Annotated in this window: 21 protein-coding genes and 3 pseudogenes; 12 read left to right on the forward strand and 12 right to left on the reverse strand. The window is 69.2% G+C overall.

What is annotated here, in order from left to right; all coding sequences use genetic code 11:
- Positions 1 to 141 precede the first annotated feature (141 nt).
- Positions 142 to 654, reverse strand: a complete 513-nt coding sequence (locus tag ACH492_RS36780; protein ID WP_398993283.1) for a winged helix-turn-helix transcriptional regulator — start codon at positions 652 to 654, stop codon at positions 142 to 144.
- A gap of 110 nt (positions 655 to 764) precedes the next feature.
- Between ACH492_RS36780 and ACH492_RS36785 the strand changes: the two genes are divergently transcribed.
- Entirely contained in the window at positions 765 to 1355 is a 591-nt protein-coding gene (locus ACH492_RS36785) for a flavodoxin family protein (RefSeq protein ID WP_398993285.1), read from the forward strand.
- A gap of 234 nt (positions 1356 to 1589) precedes the next feature.
- Here the strand turns inward: ACH492_RS36785 and ACH492_RS36790 are convergent.
- The 5 genes and pseudogenes from ACH492_RS36790 to ACH492_RS36810 all read right to left on the reverse strand — a co-directional run.
- Positions 1590 to 1895 (reverse strand): annotated as a pseudogene (locus ACH492_RS36790) (site-specific integrase); the annotation flags it as partial.
- A gap of 242 nt (positions 1896 to 2137) precedes the next feature.
- Complete coding sequence (locus tag ACH492_RS36795; RefSeq protein ID WP_398993286.1) at positions 2138 to 2284, reverse strand: hypothetical protein; 147 nt, start codon at positions 2282 to 2284, stop codon at positions 2138 to 2140.
- A 258-nt stretch (positions 2285 to 2542) separates the two neighbouring features.
- On the reverse strand, positions 2543 to 3442 hold the full coding sequence (locus ACH492_RS36800; protein WP_398993288.1) for an RNA polymerase sigma-70 factor: 900 nt from the start codon (positions 3440 to 3442) through the stop codon (positions 2543 to 2545).
- 33 nt (positions 3443 to 3475) lie between these two features.
- Positions 3476 to 4681, reverse strand: a complete 1206-nt coding sequence (locus tag ACH492_RS36805; RefSeq protein ID WP_398993290.1) for an NAD(P)/FAD-dependent oxidoreductase — start codon at positions 4679 to 4681, stop codon at positions 3476 to 3478.
- Positions 4682 to 4961: 280 nt separating this feature from the next.
- Positions 4962 to 5294 (reverse strand): annotated as a pseudogene (locus ACH492_RS36810) (Tn3 family transposase); the annotation flags it as partial.
- Between the two features lie 72 nt (positions 5295 to 5366).
- On the opposite strand from ACH492_RS36810, the gene ACH492_RS36815 reads away from it, so the two are divergent.
- The 4 genes from ACH492_RS36815 to ACH492_RS36830 all read left to right on the forward strand — a co-directional run bounded on the left by ACH492_RS36815 (position 5367) and on the right by ACH492_RS36830 (position 9489).
- Positions 5367 to 5936 (forward strand): GNAT family N-acetyltransferase, encoded by a 570-nt coding sequence (locus tag ACH492_RS36815; RefSeq protein ID WP_398993291.1) that lies wholly within the window; start codon positions 5367 to 5369, stop codon positions 5934 to 5936.
- Positions 5937 to 6482: 546 nt separating this feature from the next.
- Complete coding sequence (locus tag ACH492_RS36820) at positions 6483 to 7619, forward strand: tyrosine-type recombinase/integrase (protein WP_398993293.1); 1137 nt, start codon at positions 6483 to 6485, stop codon at positions 7617 to 7619.
- Positions 7616 to 7951, forward strand: a complete 336-nt coding sequence (locus tag ACH492_RS36825; RefSeq protein ID WP_398993294.1) for a helix-turn-helix domain-containing protein — start codon at positions 7616 to 7618, stop codon at positions 7949 to 7951. Before ACH492_RS36820 ends, ACH492_RS36825 begins: the two co-directional genes overlap by 4 nt.
- Positions 7948 to 9489: a hypothetical protein gene (locus tag ACH492_RS36830; RefSeq protein ID WP_398993296.1), complete on the forward strand. Its 1542-nt coding sequence runs from the start codon at positions 7948 to 7950 to the stop codon at positions 9487 to 9489. Before ACH492_RS36825 ends, ACH492_RS36830 begins: the two co-directional genes overlap by 4 nt.
- Before the next feature lie 675 nt (positions 9490 to 10164).
- Here the strand turns inward: ACH492_RS36830 and ACH492_RS36835 are convergent.
- Positions 10165 to 10977, reverse strand: coding sequence for an alpha/beta fold hydrolase (locus tag ACH492_RS36835; RefSeq protein WP_398993298.1), 813 nt, complete (start codon positions 10975 to 10977; stop codon positions 10165 to 10167).
- 699 nt (positions 10978 to 11676) lie between these two features.
- Here ACH492_RS36835 and ACH492_RS36840 point away from each other — a divergent pair.
- Positions 11677 to 11835, forward strand: a complete 159-nt coding sequence (locus ACH492_RS36840) for a hypothetical protein (protein ID WP_398993300.1) — start codon at positions 11677 to 11679, stop codon at positions 11833 to 11835.
- A 52-nt stretch (positions 11836 to 11887) separates the two neighbouring features.
- Here ACH492_RS36840 and ACH492_RS36845 read toward each other — a convergent pair whose 3' ends face one another.
- Both ACH492_RS36845 and ACH492_RS36850 read right to left on the reverse strand, forming a co-directional pair.
- Positions 11888 to 12127, reverse strand: coding sequence for a hypothetical protein (locus ACH492_RS36845; protein ID WP_398993302.1), 240 nt, complete (start codon positions 12125 to 12127; stop codon positions 11888 to 11890).
- Between the two features lie 1350 nt (positions 12128 to 13477).
- Positions 13478 to 14155, reverse strand: coding sequence for a hypothetical protein (locus ACH492_RS36850; RefSeq protein WP_398993304.1), 678 nt, complete (start codon positions 14153 to 14155; stop codon positions 13478 to 13480).
- 323 nt (positions 14156 to 14478) lie between these two features.
- Here ACH492_RS36850 and ACH492_RS36855 point away from each other — a divergent pair.
- Together ACH492_RS36855 and ACH492_RS36860 are read left to right on the forward strand one after the other, a co-directional pair.
- Positions 14479 to 14877 (forward strand): annotated as a pseudogene (locus ACH492_RS36855) (ATP-binding protein); the annotation flags it as partial.
- Positions 14878 to 15034: 157 nt separating this feature from the next.
- Entirely contained in the window at positions 15035 to 15511 is a 477-nt protein-coding gene (locus ACH492_RS36860; RefSeq protein WP_398993306.1) for a GNAT family N-acetyltransferase, read from the forward strand.
- A 138-nt stretch (positions 15512 to 15649) separates the two neighbouring features.
- Here the strand turns inward: ACH492_RS36860 and ACH492_RS36865 are convergent, their stop codons facing one another.
- Positions 15650 to 15961 (reverse strand): hypothetical protein, encoded by a 312-nt coding sequence (locus ACH492_RS36865; RefSeq protein WP_398993308.1) that lies wholly within the window; start codon positions 15959 to 15961, stop codon positions 15650 to 15652.
- Positions 15962 to 16889: 928 nt separating this feature from the next.
- Between ACH492_RS36865 and ACH492_RS36870 the strand changes: the two genes are divergently transcribed.
- On the forward strand, positions 16890 to 17054 hold the full coding sequence (locus tag ACH492_RS36870; protein WP_398993310.1) for a hypothetical protein: 165 nt from the start codon (positions 16890 to 16892) through the stop codon (positions 17052 to 17054).
- A 450-nt stretch (positions 17055 to 17504) separates the two neighbouring features.
- Here the strand turns inward: ACH492_RS36870 and ACH492_RS36875 are convergent, their stop codons facing one another.
- Positions 17505 to 18119, reverse strand: a complete 615-nt coding sequence (locus ACH492_RS36875) for a hypothetical protein (protein ID WP_398993312.1) — start codon at positions 18117 to 18119, stop codon at positions 17505 to 17507.
- Between the two features lie 868 nt (positions 18120 to 18987).
- Between ACH492_RS36875 and ACH492_RS36880 the strand changes: the two genes are divergently transcribed.
- Both ACH492_RS36880 and ACH492_RS36885 read left to right on the forward strand, forming a co-directional pair.
- Positions 18988 to 21777, forward strand: coding sequence for an AAA family ATPase (locus tag ACH492_RS36880; protein ID WP_398993314.1), 2790 nt, complete (start codon positions 18988 to 18990; stop codon positions 21775 to 21777).
- A gap of 527 nt (positions 21778 to 22304) precedes the next feature.
- The gene (locus ACH492_RS36885) at positions 22305 to 22745 is read left to right on the forward strand and encodes an ArsR/SmtB family transcription factor (RefSeq protein ID WP_398993316.1); all 441 of its coding nucleotides are present in this window, start codon (positions 22305 to 22307) and stop codon (positions 22743 to 22745) included.
- A 472-nt stretch (positions 22746 to 23217) separates the two neighbouring features.
- On the opposite strand, the gene ACH492_RS36890 is transcribed toward ACH492_RS36885, so the two are convergent.
- Positions 23218 to 24096: a LysR family transcriptional regulator gene (locus tag ACH492_RS36890; RefSeq protein WP_398993318.1), complete on the reverse strand. Its 879-nt coding sequence runs from the start codon at positions 24094 to 24096 to the stop codon at positions 23218 to 23220.
- A 137-nt stretch (positions 24097 to 24233) separates the two neighbouring features.
- Between ACH492_RS36890 and ACH492_RS36895 the strand changes: the two genes are divergently transcribed.
- Complete coding sequence (locus tag ACH492_RS36895; protein ID WP_398993320.1) at positions 24234 to 24854, forward strand: isochorismatase family protein; 621 nt, start codon at positions 24234 to 24236, stop codon at positions 24852 to 24854.
- Positions 24855 to 24859: the final 5 nt, after the last annotated feature.

Genomic DNA, 24859 nt, shown 5'->3' on the forward strand with positions numbered 1-24859 from the left:
CATCCCCCGCCCCGCTCGGTCGAACTGCTCGGTCACGTACGGGACGTGATGAACGTGGCCTGGCTGTCGGCGGCGCCAGCTTCGACAGCCTGCATATGAACGTGAACGGCGAACAAGGCTATTCGACCGCTCGTTGGACGCCTACGGCTGGGAGGACGAGCCCTGCCGCCGCTGCGCCACCCCGATGCGCCTGGACGAATCATTCCAGCTACCCCCGCTGTCAGCGGCTGCCGAGGCGTCGCGCATCTCGTCGCAACGCTCCCGCGCCGCCAGCACCTCGGGCATCCGGCCCTCCAGGAAACGGATGAGGCCCAGTAGCCGCTCGGCGACCTCGTACCCCAGTGGGGTGAGCTCATAGTCGACCCGCGGTGGGTTCGTCGGCTGCGCCTCCCGTTGTACGAGACCGTCGCACTCCAGGGCATGCAGGGTCTGGGACAGCATCTTCTCGCTCACGCCGTCGACCCGGCGGCGCAGCTCGTTGAAGCGGAACGCGCCTTCGTGCAGTGCTCCAATCGTGAGGCTGCCCCAACGGCCGGTGACGTGCTCCAGCGTGCCGCGCGACGGGCAGTTGCGGGAAAACACGTCAAAGGCGAGGTCATCGGCCGGACAGGCTCCGCTGCTCTCTTCCTGGGTGCTGGTCTCGCTCGTCTTCATACAGCAACCATACTCACCCACAGCGCTAACCAAGGGGTTGCGCTTTATAAAAGTTAGTGTTTCTCTTAGGGCCCCAACGACGAGCACATTGCTTTCGAGGAGCCCCTACCGTGACCACCCCTGTTGTCTCGATCGCCTACCACTCCGGCTACGGCCACACCGCCGTCATCGCCGAGGCCGTCCGCGACGGAGCGGCCGCCGCCGGTGCCACCGTCCACCTGATCAAGGTCGACGAGATCGACGAGGCCCAGTGGGAGCTGCTCGACGGCTCCGACGCCATCGTCTTCGGGTCACCCACCTACATGGGGACCGCCTCCGGCGCCTTCCACCAGTTCGCCGAGGACTCCTCCAAGCGCTGGTTCACCGACGCCTGGAAGAACAAGCTGGCGGCCGGCTTCTCCAACTCCGCCTCCAAGAGCGGCGACAAGCTGCACACCCTGCAGTACTTCGCGACGCTCGCCGCTCAGCACGGCATGCACTGGGTGAACCTCGGACTGAAGCCCGGATGGAACTCCAGGGAGGGCTCCGAGCACGACCTCAACCGCCTCGGCTTCTTCTTCGGCGCCGCTGCCCAGACGAACTCCGACGAGGGGCCGGAGGGCGTGCACAAGGCCGACATCGCGACCGCGCAGCACCTCGGCGGCCGGGTGGCGGAGACCGCTCGTACGTTCATCGCAGGCCGGGCGGCCGTCGCCGCCTGACGCCGTACACGGCCCCAGACAGCGGAAGGGCCCGCTCGACGGACACCTCGCCCTGGCCAGACACGCTGACGCGATACCGCTGACGAACTCAGCCATCCGAGTGCTGAACCTGACAGGCGGCCCTCTCCGCGAAGGCCACGTCGACCGCTGGTATTCGTCTGCGGAGCGGGCCTGGCGGCGGCGGTCGAGAAAGCCCTGATAGTGGCGAACGACGTCTTCGTTGAACACGGCGACGTAGCCACGAGTTGTTTGCAGATTCAAGTGGCCGAGTAGAGCAGCGCCGATGTGGATCGGGAGCCCGTGGTTCGCCAGGTCAGTGGCGAGGAGTCGACGGAAGTCATGTGGGGTGAAGTCGGCGGCGTGGAAGGCGGGATAGTGTTCTGCGAGTTCGCCGCCACGGCGCTTGAGCATATTGACGACGGTGGTGTCGGAGATGACCTCGTGGTTCGTGCCGATCCACCACTCCCCTGCCGGTCGCGGTCGACGACCTCCGCAAAGCCCTACACGACCAGGAAGTACCGCGGGCGGCCCTGGCGGCATTGGCCATCTTCCACGCGCTCACCACCGGGCAACTGCGCATGCTGAAGACCACGGATCTGCGCGACGGGCGACTGCTCCTGCCGAACCGGACTGTCCTGCTCGCCGACCCGGTACGTACCCGCCTGGCTGCCTACCTGGGCTACCGAAACCGCCGATGGCCCCGCACCGCAAACCCCCCACCTGTTCGTCTCCCAGACCACGGGCTGCGGCGTGGAGCCGGTCAGCCACGTCTGGATCAACGACTACTCGGCATCACCACCAGCCGGCTCCGCGAGGACCGCCGCCTCCACGAGGCCGAGGCCACCGGCGGCGACCGAAAGGTCCGCAACGGCAATCCCAGCGTTGGCCGCGATCGTGATGCCGGTGACGATCGCGTAGGCAGTGAACATGTGCCTCCCCTTTCAGCCGAGCACATCGTGAGTGCTGGCGAGCCGCTGCCCGCTCACTGCTCCAAGCCTCCATTTGTGAGAATGAGGCCGAGGGCATCGCCCTTCGGGGCCCGGTAGTTATGTAGGACGTGGAGCGCAAAGCCATACAGCAAGGCGAACTTTGCGTGTTCTGACAGGCGATGTTGTGACACGCGAGGTGAACCGTACGGGGTTCAGTGCTGCGCCTGATCCCCAAGTGGCTGATCCGCCACCGGGAGTTCATCGCAGGGTGAGCGGGGTCTCGGATGCGATGCGGGACAGTTTCTCAGGGTTGCGGACGAAGTAGAGGCCGGTGATGCGGCCAGCCTCTACGCGGGCCGCCACGATGCCGTCCAGCTCACCGTCGAGGTGGACGACCAGCGCCGGGCTGCCGTTGACCACGGTGGGGCCGAAGGCGATCGGGATCGTGTTCTTGCCGAGGCCGCCGACCAAGACGCGGGCCACCTTGTCGGCGCCGACGATCGGCCGCAGCGCAGCGTGCTTCACACCGCCACCGTCGCCCATATAGACGACCTCAGGCGCGAGTACGTCGAGCAGGCCCTGCAGGTCCCCGCCCTCCAGCGCCCGCAAGAACGACTCCAGAGCCGCCCGCGTCTCGCTCTGGGAAACCACCTCGCGCGGGCGCCGGGCATCCACGTGCCGGCGGGCCCGGTGCGCGATCTGGCGGACAGCCGCCGGGGTCTTGTCGACCGCCGCCGCGATCTCGTCGTAGCCGACGTCGAAGACCTCGCGCAGCACGAAAACGGCCCGCTCGGTCGGCGACAACGTCTCCAGGACGAGCATCACCGCCATCGACACACTCTCGGCGAGCTCGACGTCATGGGCCACGTCCGGCGCGGTCAGTAGCGGCTCCGGCAGCCACGGGCCCACGTACGACTCCTTGCGCCGCGACATCGTGCGCAGCCGGTTGAGCGCCTGCCGGGTCGTGATCCGGACCAGGTACGCGCGCTGGTCGCGCACCTGCTCCAGGTCGACCTCGACCCACCGCAGCCAGGTCTCCTGCAGGACGTCCTCGGCATCGGCCGCCGAGCCGAGCATCTCGTACGCGACGGTGAAGAGCAGATTGCGGTGGGCGACGAATGTCTCGGTCGCCCGGTCAACGGCGTGATCATCACTCATGTCTTGATCATCTCCCCCTCGGCCGGCCCGGACCTAGGAAGCCCGTTCGACGACGACCGGCGCCTCGGCGCGCATGGCCTCCAGCGCCTCCTGGCGCCCGGCGCCTCCCTTCATGCGGTGCAGGCTGTACCCACCGGGCTTGTGCGCCTCATCGGCCAGGTGCTTCACGATGCCCTTGCACACGGCCTCCTTCATCTTCGCGCCGAGGCGACCGTCGATGTGGAACCACACCGCGACGTCGGACCTGTTGCCGAACTGGAAGATGCCGGTGCCCCGGCCCAGGCTGATGCACTGCGCTCCGAACGACTGGTTGAGGGTCGCGGGCTGCTCCCCCGCCAACCGGCTGAGCACCGTGTCGGCGGCACGCGCACCCAGCGGCATCGCAGCCTGGCAGCTCATCCGCAGCGGCAGGCCCGACGGCGCCGCCGAGTCCCCGGCCGCGACGATGCGCTCGTCATCCACGCTCGTCAACGTCTCGTCCGTGAGCAGGCGGCCCAGGGCGTCGGTGCTCAGCCCGCTGCGGCCGGCCAGGTCCGGCACGCCGAAGCCGGCGGTCCAGATGGTCACCTGGCTCGGCAGCTCGCGGCCGCCGCCGAGCCGCACCGCATCACGCGTCACCGCCGTCACCTTCGTGTCGGGGCCGTCGAGCACGGTCACACCGAGCTTGGCCAGCCGCCCGGCCACCGAACGCCGCCCCCGCCGGTGCAAGTACGGCCCGAGCACCCCACCGCAGACCAGGTTCACGCTGCGGCCCTGCTCCGCCAGCTCGGCGGCGGTCTCGATACCGGTCGGACCGGCTCCGACCACCGTCACCGCGGCCGATGCGGGCGCGGCATCAAGGACCGGCAGCAGCCGCTGCACCTCCTCCAGGCTGGCGATCGGGTAGGCGAACTCGGCCGCTCCGGGCACCCGCGGGTCGGCGCTGCCACTGCCCACCGCGTAGACCAGGTAGTCGTAGCCGACCGCACCACCGGCCGCCAGCGTCACGCTACGCCCGGCCGCGTCGATCCGTGTCACGCTGTCGACCACCAGCCGGACGCCCTCCGCCAGGACCTCCTGGTAGTCGACGACCGCGCCGTCGGACCCGCCCACCAGTTGGTGCAGGCGGACCCGGTGGACGAAGGTCGGGCGCGGGTTGATCAGCGTCACGGTCACGTCGCCGCACTGCGTCAGGCGATTGGCCGCCATGACGCCGGCGTATCCGCCGCCGATCACAACCACATCGGTGTTCTCAGCCATGATGTCTCCCTCGTTTCGAGCGGTTCGAGCACAAGACACCGCCTAATCGATCCCTGTGACAGCATGTGAGTCAGATCACGTCGCAGGCGTGGCCGCCTGGATTCCGGTCCGACCGCCGGGACGCCACCGGCGCCATCATCTGCTTGGCCGGTGCCGCCGTCGCGAAGCCGGTGACGACCGATGGCCGGCCGAGACGAGGCGAGGCCCCGACGGCGCCGCTCAGCCGGTACCTGGACCGCAGTGTCAGGATCACCCTGATCCCGTCCCAGCCATAGCCCGTTCAGGCCTCGCGGCCGTCGTCATCGTCGTCCAGCTCCACCGCGTCCGGGTCGCGCAGCGGCCGCAGCCCCTCGCGCGGGACGGACGCGGTGAAGCTGTAGCGGCCCAGGACGTTGAGGTTGCGGTGCTGGAGCGGGGACAGCCGGGCGATGTCCCCGCCCCGGATCTCGTGGCCCTCGGCGCGGAGCTGGGCGACCGCGGCGTCGATGTACCGGGTCGTCCAGAGCACGACGGCGTTCAAGACCAGGCCGAGGGCGCCGAGCTGGTCCTCCATCCCGTCCCCGTACGCCTGGTGGATGGTGCCCTTCTTGCCGTGGCACACGTCGCGGGCGAGGTCGACTACCCGGCCAAGGCTGCGTTACGAGCCAATAGAGTTGGCGTGACCTGAGGGCGACTGCGAGGAGGCATGGTGATCACATGGCGGCGGGTGGCCCGGGGGGACTTCGGGTTGTTGCGGGAATGGCTCGCGCAGCCGCACGTGGCCCGGTGGTGGCACCACGACACATCCGCGGAGGCGGTCGCGCGGGACTTCGGGCCGGCGGCGCGCGGCGAGGAGCCGTCCGAGGACCTGCTGGTCATGCTGGACGGCACGCCGGTTGCCCTGGTCCAGCGGTGTCGGTTCGCCGACTACCCCGACTACCGCGCGGAGTTGACCGGCCAAATCGAACTCCCCGACACGGCGGTCACGATCGACTACCTGCTCGGTGACCCCGCGCGGGTGGGGCAGGGGCTGGGCCCACGCATCGTCCGGGCGATCGTGGCGGCCACATGGACCGACCATCCGGGCGCCTCCGCCGTCGTTGTCCCGGTCCACGCGACCAACCGCGCTTCGTGGCGGGCATTGGAGAAGGCCGGGCTGCACAGGATCGGCACTGCCGACCTGGCCCCGGACAACCCGGATGACGACCGCACCCACTACGTCTACCGCATCGACAGACCCACCGGCGAAATCCCCGCCCCCGCGGCCCATGGCTGACGATCCCCAGCCAACGCCCCGCCCACGGTCCCGTGTAGCACTTCAGAAAGGCCCGCCACCCGCGACGGACACCAGGGACCGCTCGTAGGGGTGCACCCCTACGGGCCGCGGCACCGACCACCGCACCCACGATGAGCAGAACGCCGCCATCGCCGCCTACGTCCGCTGGCGCGACGCCCTCGCCCAACCGAAGACGAACTTCGCGCCCGACTCCCCGATGCGTTCGTGGACCGACTACCCGGCCAAGGTTGCGTGACGAGCCACTAGACGACCATGATCAAGTGCTTAGCGCCAACGGCTGTACCGCTGGTCCAAGCGCCGCCTATTGCATTGGATGCGAACTCGCGACGGTCTGCGATTCGACCTCGGCACGCGCCGGATTCTCCTGCGTGACCAGGGAGGTTGAAGCCCGGAGGTGGCAAGCGACGGTAGCGGGCTGCGGCACGTGATCGCCAGCCATGTCACTCGTATGGCTGGATGACCTGCGGATCATCCGCCGACTCGCATCGGATGCGGTCTTCTCGCATCCAACGCGAGTGACGGAGGGTGGCGGCACGATGGGGGCTCAACGGGTCGGTGCCGGGGGCGGCGAGACTGCTCCTGGTCGATGGGATCGCATTGCTGCGGCCGGAGGAACAGGTCTTCACGGCGATGCTGACCGGGTTCGCGAATCAGCAGCTGGCACGGAACCTGGCCCGCACGACCGTGGAAGGCCGGGAGAACACGGTGAAGGCGTTCACCGCGTACGTGAACACCTACCCGTGGAACTGGACGCCGGCGATGGTCGACGAGTGGCTCGGAGACCTGCGCTCACTGCGCGATCTGAAGCGCTCGACGATCCGTTCGTACTCCGAGGCCGTCCGGTCCTTCTGCCACTTCGTGACCGACCCCCTCTATGAATGGACCGCGACCTGCGAGGACCGCTTCGGCACTCACCCCGTCCAGGTGGTGCACGAGTGGAACACCGCGGTGCACGTCCAGGACAACGAGTCCGACCCGAAGAAGCGGGCGTTCACCAAGGCTGAACTGCACGCCTTCTTTGCCCACTGCGATGACGAGGTCGCCCGCATCCGCTCGCTGGGCCGCAAGGGCTGGCTGCCCGCGTTCCGCGACGCCACCGTGTTCAAGACCGCCTACGCCTACGGAACCCGACGCAACGAGACACGGATGCTCGACGCCGCTGACTTCGGCCGGAACCCGCACGGGGTCGAGTTCGGCGAGTACGGCCGGTGCCAGGTCCGGTTCGGCAAGGCCAAGAAGGGCTCGCCGCCCAAGCGCCGCGGAGTACTGACCGTATTCGACTGGACCCCTGACGTCCTGGACGAGTGGTTCACCGAAGTCCGGCCCCAGTTCGGGACCGACGGCAATCCGGCCGCCTGGCCATCCGAACGAGGCCTGCGGATCGGCTGCCAGCGGATCAACTCCCGATTCCAGGCATACCGCGAGGCTCTCGGCCTGGACGACGGACTGGACTTCCACTCGCTGCGAAGGTCCTACGTCACCCACCTGATCGAAGACGGCTGGGACCCGCGCTTCGTCCAGGAACAGGTCGGCCACGAACACGCCAGCACCACCTCCATTTACACCTGCGTGTCCTCGGACTTCCGCACCCGCACCCTGCGCCGGCACCTGGACACCACCATCGCCGCGGCCCTTCAGGGCCGGAGCGGGAGGAACGCATGAAGCGCAAAGTCGGCTACTCCTGGCGGCTGCGCGAGTTGATGGCCAAGCACCAAATCTTCACGGCCACGGACCTGGTCCCGCTGCTGCGCGAACGCGGGATCGGCCTGTCCGCCTCGCAGGTCCACCGCCTGGTCTCCGGCACCCCGGAACGGCTGTCGTTGCAGGTCATGGCGGCGCTCTGCGACATCCTCTCCTGCACCCCGGCCGACCTGGTGGCTACCACCGCCGAAAACGCAGGGGTCCGCAAGACCGCCACCGGCGACATCCCGGCTCTGTCCGAGAACGTTGCGAAGCTGCGGCCTCGCGCGGCCCGCATCCTGCCCGACGCATGAGCCGGACCTACGCCACCGACGAGCAGTACGAGCGCTGGTTCCTGGCCGAGTGCTGCCGTTGCGGACGCCGCAAGCACAAGGCCGGCACCTGGCCGGACGGATACGTCTGCCGGACGTGCTCGGATCGCGCGGTGCGAACACGGGGCATCTGCCCGGGATGCGGCCAGGACCGGTCCCTTCCCGGTCTCCGCCCTGCCGACGGCATCGCGATCTGCACGACCTGCGCTGGCTTCTCCCAGACCTTCGACTGTTCACGCTGCGGCTTCGAAGGGAAACTCCTGGGCGGGCGGCTCTGCGAACGCTGCACGCTCGCCAACCGGCTCACCGTCCTCCTCGACGACGGCACCGGCCGAGTCCGTCCCGAACTGACCCCGCTGTTCGACCTGCTGGTGGCGATGGACAAGCCCAGCAGCGGGCTGGCCTGGCTGGCCCTACGCCACGATCAGCCGGGAAACGCCTCTGAGCGGCTGCGGCAGCTCGGCCTCGGGCAGATCCCGCTGACCCACGACGCCTTCCACGAACTCCAGCCCTGGAGGTCAGCCGCTCACATGGAAGAACTCCTGATGGCCAGCGGAGTCCTGCCCGCCGTCGACAAGTACATCTGCTCCTTCCAGCGCTGGATGCCCGGTCATCTGGCCGATATCGCCGATCCCGAACACGCCAAGACGATCCGGCTCTTCGCGACCTGGCGCGTCCTTCCCCGGCTGCGGGCACGAGCCGATCGGAGCCACATCACACCCAGCATCCGCCGCTTCGCCGCCGAGCAGATCAAGTACGCGGCCGCCTTCCTCCAGTGGCTCGGCGAGCGGAACACCACTCTCACCTCCTGCGGCCAGATCGACGTCGACGCCTGGTGGGCTGAGAACAGTGAGCACGGCCGCAACTGTTTGAGGGCCTTCCTCAACTGGGCCATGCAGAGCCGCCATTGCCGACGGTCCCTCTCCATACCCGCGATGAAGGCCACCCGGCGAGCCGCGCTGAGCGAAGACGAACGCCTGGACGCCCTCGGCCGCCTGCTGACCGACCAGGACACACCGAAAAACCTCCGCGTCGCCGGCGTCGTCGTGCTCCTCTACGCACAGCCCCTCACCCGGATCGTCCGGCTCACCGTCGACGACGTGGTGCACGACGGAGAAGCAGTACCTCTCCGTCTCGGGGAGCCAGCCTCACCCGTCCCCGAGCCGGCCGCATGCCTGCTGCTGGAGTACATCGCCGACCGCGACAACATGAACACCGCCACCAATCAGGCATCCCCCTGGCTGTTCCCCGGAGGCCGGGCGGGCCAGCCCTTCCGTCCCGACCACCTGTCTGCGCTCCTCAACGAGATCGGTGTCCCAGTGGCTGCCGCCCGCGGCGCCGCCATCCGACAACAACTCCTTGAGATGCCCGCTCCCGTCGTCGCGGACGATCTCGGTTACCACGACAAGACCACCACCCGCCTGCTCAACGAGACCGGCGGAACGTGGAGCCGATACGCCGCTGGAGATCACACACGGTCACCAGCAGGTTGGCTTCCACGGGGAACTGGTGACAGTTGAATACGAGAGCCCACCAGTACCAAGGCCGACTTAGTGCCCAGCGCCTCGTAGACGAGCCCCAAGAGCTCCGGCAAGCCAGCGAACCACCTGGCAAGTTGATCAACGCCGCCCCGGCCCCCGAGGTGCTCTTCGTCTGCACGGAGAACGCCGGTTCACCGGCCCCGAAGACGCCAGGGATGTTCGTACGGGGCCCTTATCGGCAAGCCAGGCCGCGACGTGCCCGGGGCCACAGCCGAGGTCGGCGATCGCGGTCCCGGGGCCGGGCGGTGAGCCACTGTCGCTGCCCGAGCGCATGGAGCACCTGCGATGAGATCCTCGGATCGCGGGCCCAAGGCAGCAAAACGGGGGTCGGCCCCCAGCATTGCGTGCTGGAGCAGTTCCACCGGATGCTGCGCCTGCTCGATCTGTTGCGCGCCCTGGACGCTGCGGAGAACCCAGCGACGCGGCTGTGCACGCTGTGCGGGTGCCTCCAGGAGGTCACGCCCCTGCTCCGCGGCTCTTCGGCCGCATCGCCGACTCCGTTCGGCTCTGGGCTGGGCGCTGGCCGTCATTCCCCAGTCACGTCCCGACCAGCTTTGCTACGAGCAGCCTTGGCGGGGCGGACCAGGTGGGACACTGGACGCCCGCTGGAGGTGTGCAGTCGGCCGATGTATGGCAGGTGCGTGCCGCTGCGGGTTATGCATGGATGGTCACCTGGGTGAGGAAGTCGAGCAGGGCGGCGTTGAAGCGTTCGGGCTGCTCGACACCGGGGAGATGGCCGGCCTGGTCGATGACGGTCAGGGTGGCGTGCGGGACGAGGCGGTGGATGGCCTCGGCGTCCGCAAGGGGGGTGTAGACGTCGTCCGCGCCGACGATGATCAGAACCGGGGTACGAACGGCGGCCAGCGTCTCCCGGTAGTCGGGGCGTTCGGCCCGTCCCCGCAGTGCTGCCGCGGCGCCGCGGGGATTGGTAGCGCGCATCATGTCCAGGACGTGCGCGGCCGTGTCCGGCAGGGCGGCGACGTTGTAGGCAGCGAGCATCTTGTCGATGACCTCGCCCGCGTATCCGTCCATGCCCTCGGCGATGAGCCGGTCGGCCAGACGGTTGCGGAACTCCTTGCCCTCGTGGGTCTCGGCGGGGGCGGAGGTGTCGGACAGCACGAGGGCGAGCACGCGGTGCGGGTGACGGCGCTGGAACTCCATGGCGATCTGGCCGCCCATGGAGACACCGCCCACCACCGCCTGCTCGATGCCGAGGTGGGTGAGCAGGCCGGCGAGGTCGTCGGCGAAATCGGATAGGAAGACCTTGCCTGGGGTGGCGCTGCTGTCGCCGTAGCCGCGCAGGTCCGGGGCGATGACGCGGTACCCCGCCTCGGACAGCGCCGTGGCCTGGGGCGCCCACAGGCTGCGGTTGAAGGGATGCCCGTGGATCAGGAGGACAGGCAGCCCGCCCGAGGGGCCGAGGTCGTCGTAGTGGAGCGTTGCCCCACGTATGGCTACGGAGTTCATGCCGGGCACCCTAGCTTCGTGACCGCCGATCCCGCCCACCTGTTTCGGCGCCAGACCCGCCCACACCGCCACGACACACCTATCGCCGACCGAACGCCGTTCCTCAACCCCCGGGGCGCACACAGAGACGCTGAAGGACGGTACGGAGGTGCGGCTGGGGGCGTGGGGTGTGTATCCGGGTGCCCGGTGCGGGCAAGGGGACGCGGCGCCGCGGGGAGGTGCAGACCTTCCCCGCTCTGACGTCCGGGCTGCTGGCCCTGCGCGACTGACTGCTGGCCGAGGGCGTCACGGTGGTGGGAATGGAGACGACCGGGCGCTACTGAAAGCCGGTGGTCTACCCCGCTGGAGAAAGACATGGACTGCTGGTTGCTCAACTCCCGCCACATGAAGGCGTTCCAGGGCCCCAAGACGGACGTGAAGGACTCAGAGCGGATCCCCAAGCGGCCTACACGGCCCGGTCCCCCCGTCGTTCGTGCCGCCCGGCCTGATCCGGCAGTTACGCGACCTCACGAGGTATCGCACCAATGTGGTGCGCGAACGTGCCCGCGAGGCGCGCAGACGGCGACAAGCTCACAGCCATACCCAGAACCCCGGGGCCCGCCGGTCTTACGAATGACCGCCTCACACCCACGCTCGGAACGTAGGACAAGCTCAGGTTTCGAGGCGCGTTCCGTGTATGCCTCGGTCGGAGGGGCCGGGGTGGGACTCGTCATGGCCGCCGACCAGAATCCTGCAGTGCCGGGAGTGGGTGTCACGTCGTTGAGGTACGGCGCCGTCGCCGCGCCGGCCGGGCCTCGTACGACGGTCCAGGTGCTGCCGTCCCGGCGCAGGTACGTGCTGCGGCTCTGGTCCTGGTAGTTCCAGCCCGATATCCATGCTGCGCGACCCTGTGCGTCACCCGCAATTCCGGTCAACGAGCCGATTCCGAAGCCCGGTTGTACCCGCGCGTCCAGGCCGTGCCGTCCCAGTGGCTCAGGGCAGGGTTGCCGGGGCGCCCCGGTGGTCCGCCGACGCCGGCCTCGGTGACCACCGCCCATACATCGTCCGAACCGGAACCAGCCGGGTGCAGATCGCTGATGCCCAGACGGGCGCCTGCGATCGGGGACAGGACCGTCCACGCTCCGTTCCAGCGGGCCACAAGTCGGACCATCCTCCGCCGGTTGCCTGGTCGCCGCTCACCCAAGCCTCGCCCGGCAAGCCCAGGACGACCCGGTACAGGTTTACGCTTGCGACAGGCAGCGGGTCCAGCCATCGCCATTGCCGCCCATCTCCGTGCAACAGGCGGGCGGTGCCGCCTCGGCTGCCGCAGATCCACACCGGCCGGTCGGGGCCGACCGCCACCGAGTCCAGCCGGACGTCCGGCTCGCCCTGCCCCGGAACGCGGCCTCGCCACGCCATAGATTCCCCTCGGCCCCGTCCATGCGGTGGACTTCTGGCTCTGGGGGGCTTCCATCGGCGAAGACGTGGATGCGCTGGTGGTTGGCGAGTTCAACCATCGCCGGAGCCGTTCGCCGGTTCCCAGACTGGGCCGCATCTGTGCGAGTTCATACGGCGTCAGCGGCCGCTCCCCCTTGCCGGCGAAGCGCAGGCGATCCATCGTCCGCTTCTCGGTTGGCATGATGCGCCTCCGTGGCGACTAGAAGATGATCAGGCTTGGATGCTTGCCGTGCCCAGATACAACGGGCCGACGCTTGTCGGGAGCCCGTACGGGACGGATCAGGTGTATGCGGCCGCTCGCACCGAGACGCAGCAGTGGCGGCGTGCCAAAACCCTCTTCCAGGACACCACTCATCAGCCGGAGCCGCATCTGGGTACCTGGGGTCCTCACCACCCGTTGCTGGGTGGCCTCTTTCGGCTCTCGGTTCGGCTTTGCAACAGGTCGGCCAAGGCGTCAAGAGGGCCTTGTGCAGCATCAGGCACTCGACACCGGTTCTGGTTGAACTCTGATCGACAGGCCGACCGCGGAGTCTCAGTGGTTCGGCGCGTACCGGTCGACCTCGGACTTCGGCAGCGCCTGGGCGCCCTCGCCGGGCAGAGCCAAGATCGACGGCATCACTCTCCCGTAGACGTTGCTCCCAACCTCCAGGGAATCGGAGGGTCTCAACACGGGAGTCACACCGACCCCTGGCGAATAAACTGCGGGTAGACGAATTTCGTCGGTACCCCCGCCGCGGTTCGGCTTCACCCTCGCCTCCACCGGCCTGGCCCTGGTCATCGGCGGCGGCCTCGCCTCGCTCACCGGCTTCATCTCTAGCATCTGACTGGGAAGTTCAGCCATCTTTCGGCATCACCGCAGTAAGCCAGGTACTGGCGCATGCTTCTGTCGGGCCCCCACACGCAACGGGGAGGACGCAAGGGCATGGCACACCTGCATTTCACCTGCTGGCGCTGCGGCGAGGACTGCGCGGTGTGGGGGCGAGGGTTGTGATTGCTGCGACCTGGTCGAAGCCCCCGACGACTGGGACTGCTGGAACTGCGGTGCGCTGAACTACACCCCCGACTAGGTGTGCAACTGACTAGCGGGATGGCGGCGTTTGCGGGCGCGGAGGACACCGGCAACGGTGACGACGCCAGTGAGGAGGGCGGCGAGTGGAAGGCCCCACCCCCGTAGCGGGCCCCGGGTGGTCTTGGCGGCTGGCTGGCTGACTGACTGCGGTCTGGTGTGGGGGTCACTGGACCGTGCGATGTCCAGGCAGGTCGGCATCCACTCCGAGGCCATCTCGACCTTCCCGGCGGACATCTCCAGCAAGGCCACTTCGGTTCCCGCCTCGGCGCCGACGTTCACGCGCAAGGTGAGGGTGATCACCGGCAGCCCATCCCGGTCTTCGGCGATGGAACCAGGCGGCGGTGTGTACGGTTGGATTGGATGCAGGCGGGGACGCAGGAAGTCCGGTGCGTCGTGCAGCCCTGTCCAGGTCACGGCCTGCCAGTGGCCCTGTGCGCCCCTGTACTCGACCCGCGCTCCTATGACGTGTCGCGACCGGTTCTTGGCATCCACCACATCCAGATCCCACCGGTACTGCTCCTTTGCCGGCTCGAAGTCTGTGAGCCGCACACGGAAGGTGTGCCAGCCACTACCTGACACGATGGCCTGAGGCGCTCCGGTGAAAGCGAAGTCGAACAAGCTGTCAGGCTCGTCGTCCCGGTCGGGATTGTCGACCTTCTCCGTCCACGACATTGGGCACTGCGTGAGTGGTTCCTCGGGCGGCGGTGACGGGCTGGGCGATGCCGCAACCGCCGTCCCGTTCACCGCGACCAGTACCGCGGCCACCACACTCACCATCCCTCCGGACACCCGCTCCCGCCCTTCCTGCGTCAGCAACCAAACACGTACATGACCCATGGGGAGCCCAGATGGTTGCGCGGCGAGGGGCAGCCCCATCGATGCCGACGGCCGCACACCACCCGCCTTCAACCGTGAGGTCTACAAGCGGCGCAACACCGTCGGACGCTCCATCAACCGACTCAAGCAGCGGCGCGGCCTTGCCAGCCAAGCCGGACGCGCTGGGCACCGAGGCCGCGATGGCCGGCTTCCGGGTCCGCTACGTGCTCGCCGCCAAACTCGTCAACGAACTCGTCGAGGCCGCCGACGAACGGCAGCTGACCAAGACCATCGCCCGCTACGGCCGCGTGGACCTCCTCGCGATCGACGAGCTGGGATACCTGGAACTGGACCGCCGCGGCGCTGAACTGCTCTTCCAGGTATTGACCGAACGGGAGGAGAAAGCCTCCGTGGCCATCGCCTCGAACGAATCGTTCGGAGGCTGGACCAAGACCTTCACCGATCCCAGGCTCTGCGCGGCCATCGTCGACCGGCTCACCTTCGGCGGCAACATCATCGAGACCGGCACCGACTCCTACCGCCTCGCCCACGCCAAGAACCAGCAGGGCGCCGGTTGAGCCAGGCTGTCTTTCCCCTTCGTTTGATGGTCTCTCATGGCTCTCGGCGGCTCGGCGGAACAGCTGTGAAACGCCCTCGGAGGTGGGGATCACCTGAAATGATCGAAGAAGCGCCTCACGACGCACGCGACCACTCACGACCAGCCCGGAGGTTCCAATGGAGGTCATGCTGCGAGAAGTGCGAGACGCTGACCTGCCCGTCTTCTTCGCTCAGATGAACGATCCCGAGGGGCTCCGGATGGCGGCGTTCACTGCCAAGGACCCATCAGACAGCGCCTATTTCCAGGCCCACTGGGCACGGATCCGCCAAGATCCAGCGGTCATCGTGCGCACCGTCGTTGGCGATAGCAGTGAGGTCGTCGGGCACACTGCCGTGTTCGGCCCTCCCGAGGAACGCGAGGTCACGTACTGGATCGGGCGGCAATACTGGGGCCGAGGAGCTGCTACCGCCGCGCTGCGAGAGCTGCTCGGCGTCGCACCGGAGCGTCCACTGCACGCCCGCGCGGCTGCGGACAACGTCGGCTCCGTCCAGGTCCTGAAGAAGTGTGGATTCGTGGTCACCGGCCACGAGCGGGATTTCGCGAACGGGCGCGGCGAGGAAGTCGACGAGGTGCTCTTCACCTTGCTCGGCTGACCCCACACCCACCCAAACTGCCACCCGCTCAACCTTCGGCCACACGGAACGGTGGGGCCAAATCTCAAGGTCAGATCGTGCCTCAAAGATCGCTAAGTGGGGCCGAAACTCACTGTCGAGCGGGGCCACTCAACACTGTCAAAGCCAGTCCAGGGCGGTAACCTCACCGAGGTCGCCGGAGTTGCACAGCAGGACGTCGCCACTGACCGCCAATGGAATGGTCTGGGGATGACTGCGTTCCCACAGCAGGCGACGCGACCTCAGGTCGTAGGCGGCGACGGAGTTCAGGTGCTCCAGGTGCACAACCCCGGGCTCCCCCGTGTCGTGAAGTTCACGAAGGGGGCTCCGCAGAGGACGACCGAGGTCGCCGTCGACGGGAACCATTTCACCGGTCCTCGTCGAGAGGCGTTCCATCTGGGTGCCCTGGGAGTAGTCGGTGTGGTTCTCCACGTCGTAGTCATGGCCAGCACTTCGCCGCCCGCCTTCCACATCCGCAGATCCGCCGGCCTCGTCCAAAGCCTTCGCCCGGTCCGGATGTCGACGCCTATCACCTCGTTCTCCCCCGCGAGGACGAGGACGCCATCAGCCACCGCAAAGGGCGAGAAGGTAGCTCGGGCACGGAAGGTCCACCGAGGCTCTGGCGCGGAAAGCACCCCGCCCCTCCCATACGCCGCCCAGGCCACCGCCCCACCGGCACCCACCGCGCACAACGCGGCGGCACCGGCGAGCAGCCGCCGCCGCGACACCCCCGCCCCGAGGCCGGCCCCTGCTGGTCTTCACACTCCTCACCCACGAAAACACGCCCCCTCGGTTGCCTTACGCGTTCAGACCACCGAACCGGCACCACGGTTGTCCACGAGCCCCACGGGATGATGAGCCACGGACTCGCCGGATCCGACATCAGAACCTGGTGCCCACGCAGCTGAGTCGGAGATTCTCCGCCTGTTACGGCGCGCCGACCTTGAATCGTCCGTGCGCCGGTGATCTGTCCTCTTGAACGACAACGGTCGCAGCGGCTGTTACCGATCCAGAGGAAAATCTCTGACTCAGGTCACTAGCGCCGCCCACTCCACTCCCCTGCCGCACTACCCGGACGGGCGCCGACCTCGAACGCAGGCCTTGGAGGCAATCCACGGATGAGCTGACGGGCGCTCCGTGCCGCCCCGACCGCGCAAACGCGCAGGGGCCGGGGCGGTCGCGGTCGTCCCTCACCACCAGCACACACGAAGGGAGTTGGCCGTCATGCCCCTGCCTCTCTATGAGGTCGACGTCCCCATGAGGAGCACCGCCGGTCTGCGCGGTGTCCACGTCTTCACCGGCCGGGCCGACTCCAAGACGGCGGCCGCCCGGATCGCGCACGAGGTCTACGACGCGGCACATGCCGCGCAACAGGCCGGACTCGAGATCCCCCACGGACGGCGGACGGCTGGGGAGCCTGCGGCTACCGGCCCGACTGGGAGCTCGACTGGCCCGCCGCGACCGCCAGCCGCTGGCACAGCCCGACCAGCTGGACCCGGCCGACAGCGGCGACTTCGAGCCGTAGCTCTGCCCCGGGGCAGGCGCTCAAGGCGTCCAAACCAGGGTGAGCGGGCGAGGATCGCGGCCGCGTCGGCGATCAGCACCGCGTCGAATTCGAGCCCCTTGGCCTGTTTGACTCCCAGGACCACAACCGGTGCCGTTAGATCGGGGTGTGCGGGCCGAAGGTTGCGTTGGGGAGTGTGGTTTGGGTCGCGGCGGCCAGTTCGGCGAACCCCGTCGTCCGGGACGATCACGACGAGTCGTCCGTCACCCAGCACCGCCGCTTCCTGAGCAGCGTGGTGGGCCAGCAGCACGGGCAGCGCGCGGGCGGAGGTGCTCATCCGCCACAACGAGCAGCACCCTGCCCCAGAGGACAGGCCGCCACAGCGACATGGCCTGCCTGTCCTTTCCGTATCCGCGCCTACGTGAACGGTGAGCTTCTCCACGCGGACGGCGTCTCGTCGAGCGGGCCACTTCATTCATGGGTGCGCCGGGACCATTGAGGTTCCAGCAACTCCCACTCCTTGCCCCAGGCGGCACAGCGACGGCGGTCGAGAGCAGCTCGCACGCACACCCCGACACCGAGAGTCACCGCAGCCACGGTGGCCGCGGCGGTGAGTCCGGCTGCCCAGGCGGTGGCCTTGACGTTTGCGGATGTCATCGGCTCCGCGGTGACGACGCCCTCCGGGCCCACCCAGACACGGACGGTCATTCCTCGCTCCAAGCCCTTCGCCACCTCGGCCTTACCCGTGTGCACGGACCCGTCCCCGTCGTTCCAGCGAACCGGCGCCCAGGCCTTTTCATCCACCACCCGCCCGCTCACCACCGTGGCATTCGCGGTGAGGCGTGCCATGACCTGGTGGCGCTCCGCCCGCTGAGTGTCGGCGATGCGCTGGTACGCCGCATGCGTCATGGCGCCGGCCACCCATCCGCCGGCCGGTGCACCCAGAATCAACAGGGCCATCAGGAAGAGGCCGAACCAGACCTGGAACCGGTCGGACGGACGGCGCAAGGGGTTGCCTGTGCCGACGAAGAGCCGGTGCCTGTGCGGCCGCGCTTCTCTCCGGTTCTGCGGCTGCGACGTGTCCATGATCCGGCCTCCTGAACTCGAAGAGTTCGACCTCGTGCCCCCATAGTCGGTCAGCGGAGATCCGCAGTCACGGGGCCCAGGGTCCCTCGTGGGGACCAACCGGCCCCGGCCACGGCAGGTGACGGCTCGGGCGCCGCCTCCCGGCCGTCGGCAGTACCCGGCCGACTCCCGCGACACGACGTCTGAGTACGTGACGTACGGCGCCGTCGGAGGGCCACTCGGCCCTACGCATCAGCCGCACGGCCCGGAACTCTGGAGTTGATGGATTCCGCTGCTGAGTCAGGGAGCCAGTGATGTCATCGATTCCCGTCGACGGCGTGCCAGTGTCGCCGAGCGGCTTCGTGCGGAGGTGTCCGAGACGCATACCGCGATGTCATATTCATCGGAGACCGCGCCTACAAGATCAAGAAGCCCGTCAGCACGCCCGCCGCGCGACGGGCGGCATGCGAACGGGAGATCAGCCCAAACCGGCGCTTCTCCCCGGACGGGTACGAAGGCCTCGCCGAGATCCGTTTCCCGTGGGGAGGTCCGCCGGAAACGGTCGTCGTGCTGCGCCGTATGACGGCCGCGTGCCGGCCGGCGCGCTTGGTGAACACCGGGGAGCCGGTCCGTCGAGGAAGTCGCGTCAGCGCGTTGACGAGTTGTCGAGCATGCTCAGCAGCTCGGCGTGGTCAGGGACCACGAACTACAAGGCGACCTGGAGCTGTTGGCGGGTGAGGCCACCGTGAACTCAGTGACGCCACGTGGGCGCCGTGCGTCGTGTGCGTGCTGTGGACCGGGCGCGCGGAGCGGCTGCGCCTATAGGTGTACGTAAACTCTCCAACAGCCAAGGGCGGTAGGGGCGTGGGGACGTGGTGGTGTGGGCGGCATGACTCCGCTGGTGAGCCGGGCGGCAGAGCTGGCCCGCCTGGAGGCGGTGCTCGACCGGGTGCCCGGGAGGGGCGGCGGGCCGTCGCTGGTGGACCTCACGGGGGCTGCGGGGATCGGCAAGAGCCGGCTCATGGCCGAGTTCTGCCGGCGGGCGGAGGACCGGGGCATGACGGTGCTGCGCGGCCGGGCCACGGAGTACGAGCGGCACATCCCGTACCAGCCGTTCACCGACGCCCTCGCCGAACTCGACGTCGACGCCGGCCTCGATTCCGGGCTCGGCGTCAGTGACCGGTTCGAGCTGCACCGGTCGGTCGCGAAGCTTCTCGTACGGATCGCCGGGACCGGCCCCGGGCTCGTCGTGGCCCTGGACGACCTGCACTGGGCGGATCCGGCATCGCTGGAGCTGCTGGACCACCTCGTCCGGCATCCTCCGTCCACCTCCGTCGTGGTCGTCGTGGCCCGGCGCGACCGCCAGACCACGGCCTCCCTGAGCGCCGCGCTCACCCGGGGCATCGACGCGGGCACGGTGCTCCGGCTGGGCCTCGGGCCGCTCGCCGAGCGCGCATGCGTCGAGGAGCTGGCGCCTGGTCTCGCCCCCGGCCTGCCGCCCGGCCGGGCCGCTGAGCTGTACGCCGCCAGCGACGGCAATCCGCTGTACTTCCTCGCCCTCCTCCAGGCCGGGCACGCCGACGGGCTCGGCGCCCTTCTGCTGGACGAGCTGACACCGCTGACCGCTGCGCAGCGCCGTACCGCCGAGGCGGTGGCCGTCCTCGGTCACCATGCCACTCCCGCCCTGCTCGCCGTGGTGACGGGCCGGGACAAGTCCGACGCCGACGGACTTGACGCCGACCTGGCCGCGCTGGCCGGCCGCGATCTGCTGCGCCCCGGCCACGGCGGGCGGTGGGCGCTGCGCCATCCCGTGCTGCGGGCCGTTGTGCACGAGAACACGGACCCCGGCCTGCGGGCCCGGATGCACCGCCTCGCCGCGGCCGGACTGGCCGAAGCCGGGGCATCCGCCGCCGAACGCGCACACCACGTCGAGCGTTCGCTGACCGGATGGGACCGGGAGGCCGTCGCCGTACTGGCCGAGGCAGCCGAGAGGTCCGCCGCCACCGCCCCCGCGAGTTGCGCCCACTGGCTGAAGGTGGCGCTCCGGCATCTGCCGGATACGCCGGAGTACACCGCGCGGCGGCGTGAGCTGATGCTGTGGAGGGCGCGTGCGCTGGGCGTCTGCGGGGGCCTGCGGGAGAGCCGGGACCTGCTGCACGAGGTGATCGCCATGTCACCGCCGGGCGATGCAGGTGCTGCGGGTTTGCGGGCTTCCGCCGTGACGCTCTGCGCTGTGATGGAGCGTCATCTCGGCCGCTACACGGAGGCGGTCGCGCTGCTCCGCCGCGAACTCTCCCGTACGCCCGGTCCATCCCCGGCCCAGGCCATCGAACTCGGCCTTGAACTGGTCTCGTCCGCGCCGCACGCCACCGACTACCCGGAGGTGCGTCCCGACCTGTTCCGCGCCCTCGACCTGGCCAGGTCGCTGGGCGACGAGGTTGCCGAGGCGGGCGCCCTCGCGGTCGCGGCCCTAGGGGAGGCGTACGAAGGCGCCATGCCGGCCGCGCGGGACGTGACCGATCGCGCGGCGGCGCTCGTCGACGCACTGACCGACAACGATCTCGCGGGCCTGTGCGAGCCACTGGCGCGCCTCGGCTGGGCGGAGACCTTCCTGGAGCGGTATGCCGACGCGGAACGGCACGCCGACCGAGGCCTGGCCATCGCCCGGCGCGGCGGCCAACTCCACGTCCTGCCGCACCTGCTGCTGTGCAAAGCGCATGTCCACATCCAGACCCTCCGACTCACCTCGGCGGTAGAACTCGCAGACGAGGCCGAGACCATCGCCCGTGGCATCGGCAGCGACGAACTGCTGGCACTGGTCCTGTCCAAGAAAGCCCATGCCCTGGTCCACACCCTCCCGCCCGGCGACCGGACCGCACTGGCGGTGGCCGAGGAAGGAGTTGCGGCGGCCGGTACGAGCACCAGTTGGTGGGCGTCCATCGCCTGGTGCCTGCTCGGCTACGCGGCGATCCACGTCGGCGAGCCCGCGCGCACACGGGCGGCCCTGCTGCGCGCGGGCGGCGACGACCTGAACGGACTCCAGCCGTCCATGCGACCACTGTTCATCGAGGCGCTGGTGGCTTCCACGCTCGTCGTGGGTGACCCGGCCCCAGCGGTGCCCTGGGCGGAACGTGCCCGACGGGAGGCCGAGCAGCTGGACCTGCCTGCGCAGCGAGCCTCCGCCCTGCGCAGCGCCGTTCATATCGCGCTCGGCGACGGTGACACGGCGGCGGCGGCCGAGCTGGCCGACCTCGCGGTGGCCGAGACGACCCGTGGCGGATCGGCGCTCTGGGAGGCGCGCACCCTGCTGCTCGCCGCCCCCCTGGCAGCGGCCACCGGCCATCCGAAGCGCGCCCGCGTCATGTGGGAGCGTGCCCGGCACCTCGCCGTGGCAGGCGGGGCCCAGCAACTGGTCAACCTGGCGGACGAGATCAGCGCCGCCATGTCCGCCGCCGCAGGTGACCGGCCGGGCGTCGTGTCCCTGTCCCCGCGCGAACGCGAGATCACCGCCATGGTCGCCGAAGGCCTCACCACCCCCGCCATCGCCACCCGGCTCTATCTCAGCCCCCGTACGGTCGAGACCCATCTCGCCCGCATCTACCGCAAGACCGGTGTCACGTCCCGGACAGCCCTCGCCGCTCTCCAGGTCCGCGCCGAGCTACGCGACGAGATTAGGTAGTCTCACCGATGCCACCACGACTCCCCGCCCGGAAAGATCGAACCAGCGAATGCCGAGAGCTGGGAGTCAGCAAGTGCGGGTCAGGGCGACTATGTCAGTGCTCTTCACAGCGGCCCTCCTGACCGGATGCGGCCACGGCGGGACCAGCACAGGCGGCACCGGCGCGAAGAGCAGCCCTTCCTCCCCGCAAGCATCCGCGACGACCAGGCAAACCCAGACCCAGGCCCCCGCCGACGCGCCTCAGCATCGACCGGTTGAAGTCCTCGCGCTGTCCGGCACTGACGCGGACGGCTTCCAGATCAGCGACTGGCCCGCGAGGCCCGACGGCGGCTCCATCTCCGAGCCCGCCGCTACAACGGCGGCGTGCCCGCACGCACCGCCGGTAAAGCCGGCACCGCCCCCGACGCGGGCGACGACGCGGTGGCCTTCCAGCTGACGACCAAGGGCAAATCGCCGACATCTTCTACCGGGCCCGCACGGTCGCCGAGCACGGCGCGGGCCACCTGTTCAATGACCTGCACCGCTCAGTGAGTTGGAACGACAACGCGCTGAGGCTGGTCCGCCGGAGACGAAACCTGCCCCGGGAGTCCGCGGGCGCGGGAGTGCTGCTGATCCCTTCAGCGTTCACCGGACCCGGCCTACGCACCAGGGTGAGACTGCCGGACCCACCACAGCTCGCTTATCCAGCACGTGGCGTCGGACCGCTGTGGGAGACGCAGCCTGTCATCGGAGCCCCCGCCCTCACCCCCGTCCTCGGCCGCTCGCGAACCCTGCTGCTGACCGAACTGGAGACCCCGGCCTCCACCACCGAACTGGCCCGCCGCACCGGGCTCTCCCCTGCCGGGGTATCCCAAAACCTCACCGCGCTGCGCAACGCGGGCCTGGTCAGCGCCCACCGCGCAGGCCGCTCCGTCCTCTACGCCCGCACCGCCGCCGCCGAGACCCTCGTCAAAGCCGCCTCCGCCTGAGGCTCCGAAAGTCAACCCCCGAAGGACTTCCGGAGCCGACCACTAAGGTCGGTGCCGAGGGTCACCAGGTGAAGCACGGAGTTGGCGGCCTGGCAGCTCCGTTCCGGCCGGGAGACTGACAGCCCGGGAGGGCGTCGTGCGCTGGTTCCGCCGCAAGGCAGGCATAACCCCGCCCCACCGGGAGGCCAACGCGCAAAGCTGGTACAGGAGGCTGCCGACTTGCCGTTAACGACGGGCGAACCAACCGACTAGTAACCCGCCAGTAGCCTTCGGTTCGAAGGTGCTGGCCCGGGCGGGCCGCCGCTGAGGCGCTGCGCTGTTTGGGTGGTGGGGCCCGCACTTTGCCGTTGTGGTGGTCGTTGGTCGGCCGAAGCTGATCGGCGAGGAGGAACCGGGCTGTGGGTCGGGATGCGAAGCGGGCGAAGCAGGCCCGGCGGGACAAGCCGGTCGCGGTGCCCCGGGAGCACAACGATCAGGCAGCTGCGGCGATGCTGGTGAAGGCGCGGATGCGCGCGTTCTGGCCGGCCGTCCGCCAGACGAGCCCGTACGCGGCCTCCGGTGCGTCCGTGATGGGGACGTAGGCGACGTCGGGCCGGGGGTAGTAGAGGGCTGCCTGGCTGGTGACCGGGAGCATTCCGGCGTCCGCCGCGATCAGGGCGAGTGCCGCTTGGAAGGTGGTCACGGACGGCCCGCGGCGGATGGGCCGCCCGGTGCTGGTCCGCGGCGGGAGGTGCTGGTCGAGCCAGTACGCGGGGGCGCTGTCGACGGCGAGCACCGTGTCGGCGGCCAGGTCGTCGAGGACGACCGTGTCGCGGCGCGCGAGGGGGTTGTCGGCGGAGACCGCCAGCATCCAGCTCTCGCGTACGACGACCGGGCCGACGGTCAGATCCTGCTCGTTCACCGGGAGGAGGGTGGCCAGCAGGTCGACGCGGTCGTCACGCAGCGGCGCCAGGTGGTCGTCGATCTGTGTTTCCAGGATGAGCTGGGCCCGGCAGTCTGGGTGGCGGTCGTGGAACTCCTCGATGATCCCGGTCAGTGCCTGCGCGGTCCCCGGGCCGAGGAAGCCCATGCGCAGGGTCCCCTGGATGCCGCGCCCGGCGTCGGACGCCTTGGCGATTTCCCGCTGGATCTGCCGGTAGGCGGGTTCGATCCCGTCGCGGAGTCGACGCCCGACCGGGGTCAGCGCGACGCGCCGGCTGGTGCGCTCGAACAGCGGGGTGCCGATACGGCGCTCCAGTTTCCGGATGATCTGGCTGGTCCTTCCCTGCGACAGGCCCAGGCGCTCGGCCGTGCGGCGGAAGTGCAGTTCCTCGGCCAAGACCAGGAAGGTCTCGATCTCGTGCTTCTCCACTCGTCCGCCCCGTCCATTGGTGAGCCCAGCTCACCGAAAGTGTGCCAGATCGCGGTTGTTCCAGCAGGTCAGCGTGTCGATGCTGGTTCTGCGTACCGAGCGTCGCGTACGCAGACCTCGACAGGAGAGCGACAGACATGCAGGACCGCTTCCACACCCCCCTGACGGCCGACAACGCAGCCGTGCTCCTCGTGGACCACCAGATCGGTCTCTTCACCGGCGTACGGGACATCGGCGTCGATGAGCTGAAGCACAATGTCACCGGCCTGGCCAAGGCCGCACTGCGCCTGAACCTTCCGACTGTCGTCACCACCACGGCCGCCGACGGCATGTGGGGACCCCTGATCCCGGAACTGCAGGCCGTACTGCCGCGGGAACTGAAGGTGATCGACCGCAGCTCGGTGAACGCCTGGCACGACGACCGGGTACGCGCTGCCATCGAGGCGACCGGACGCAGCAAGCTCATCATCGCGGGGCTCTCGCTGGAGGTGTGCGCGGCATTCCCGGCGATCTCCGCGACCGCGAGCGGCTACGACTCGTACGTGGCCGTCGACGCGTGCGGCACCTTCTCCGAGACCAAGCGGACCACGGGGCTGCTGCGCCTGCAGCAGGCGGGCGTCATCGTGAGCGACTACGCCTCGCTCGCCGTCGAGGTCCTGGCGGACAACGCGCATCCGGACGCCGCGGGGGTGTACGGCGACCTCGCCATGCCGTTCGCCACCCTCGTGGGGCAGCTCGCCGCTGCCTACCGCGGCTGATCCGA

Source organism: Streptomyces sp. NPDC019443 (assembly GCF_044389785.1).
Lineage (GTDB): Bacteria > Actinomycetota > Actinomycetes > Streptomycetales > Streptomycetaceae > Streptomyces.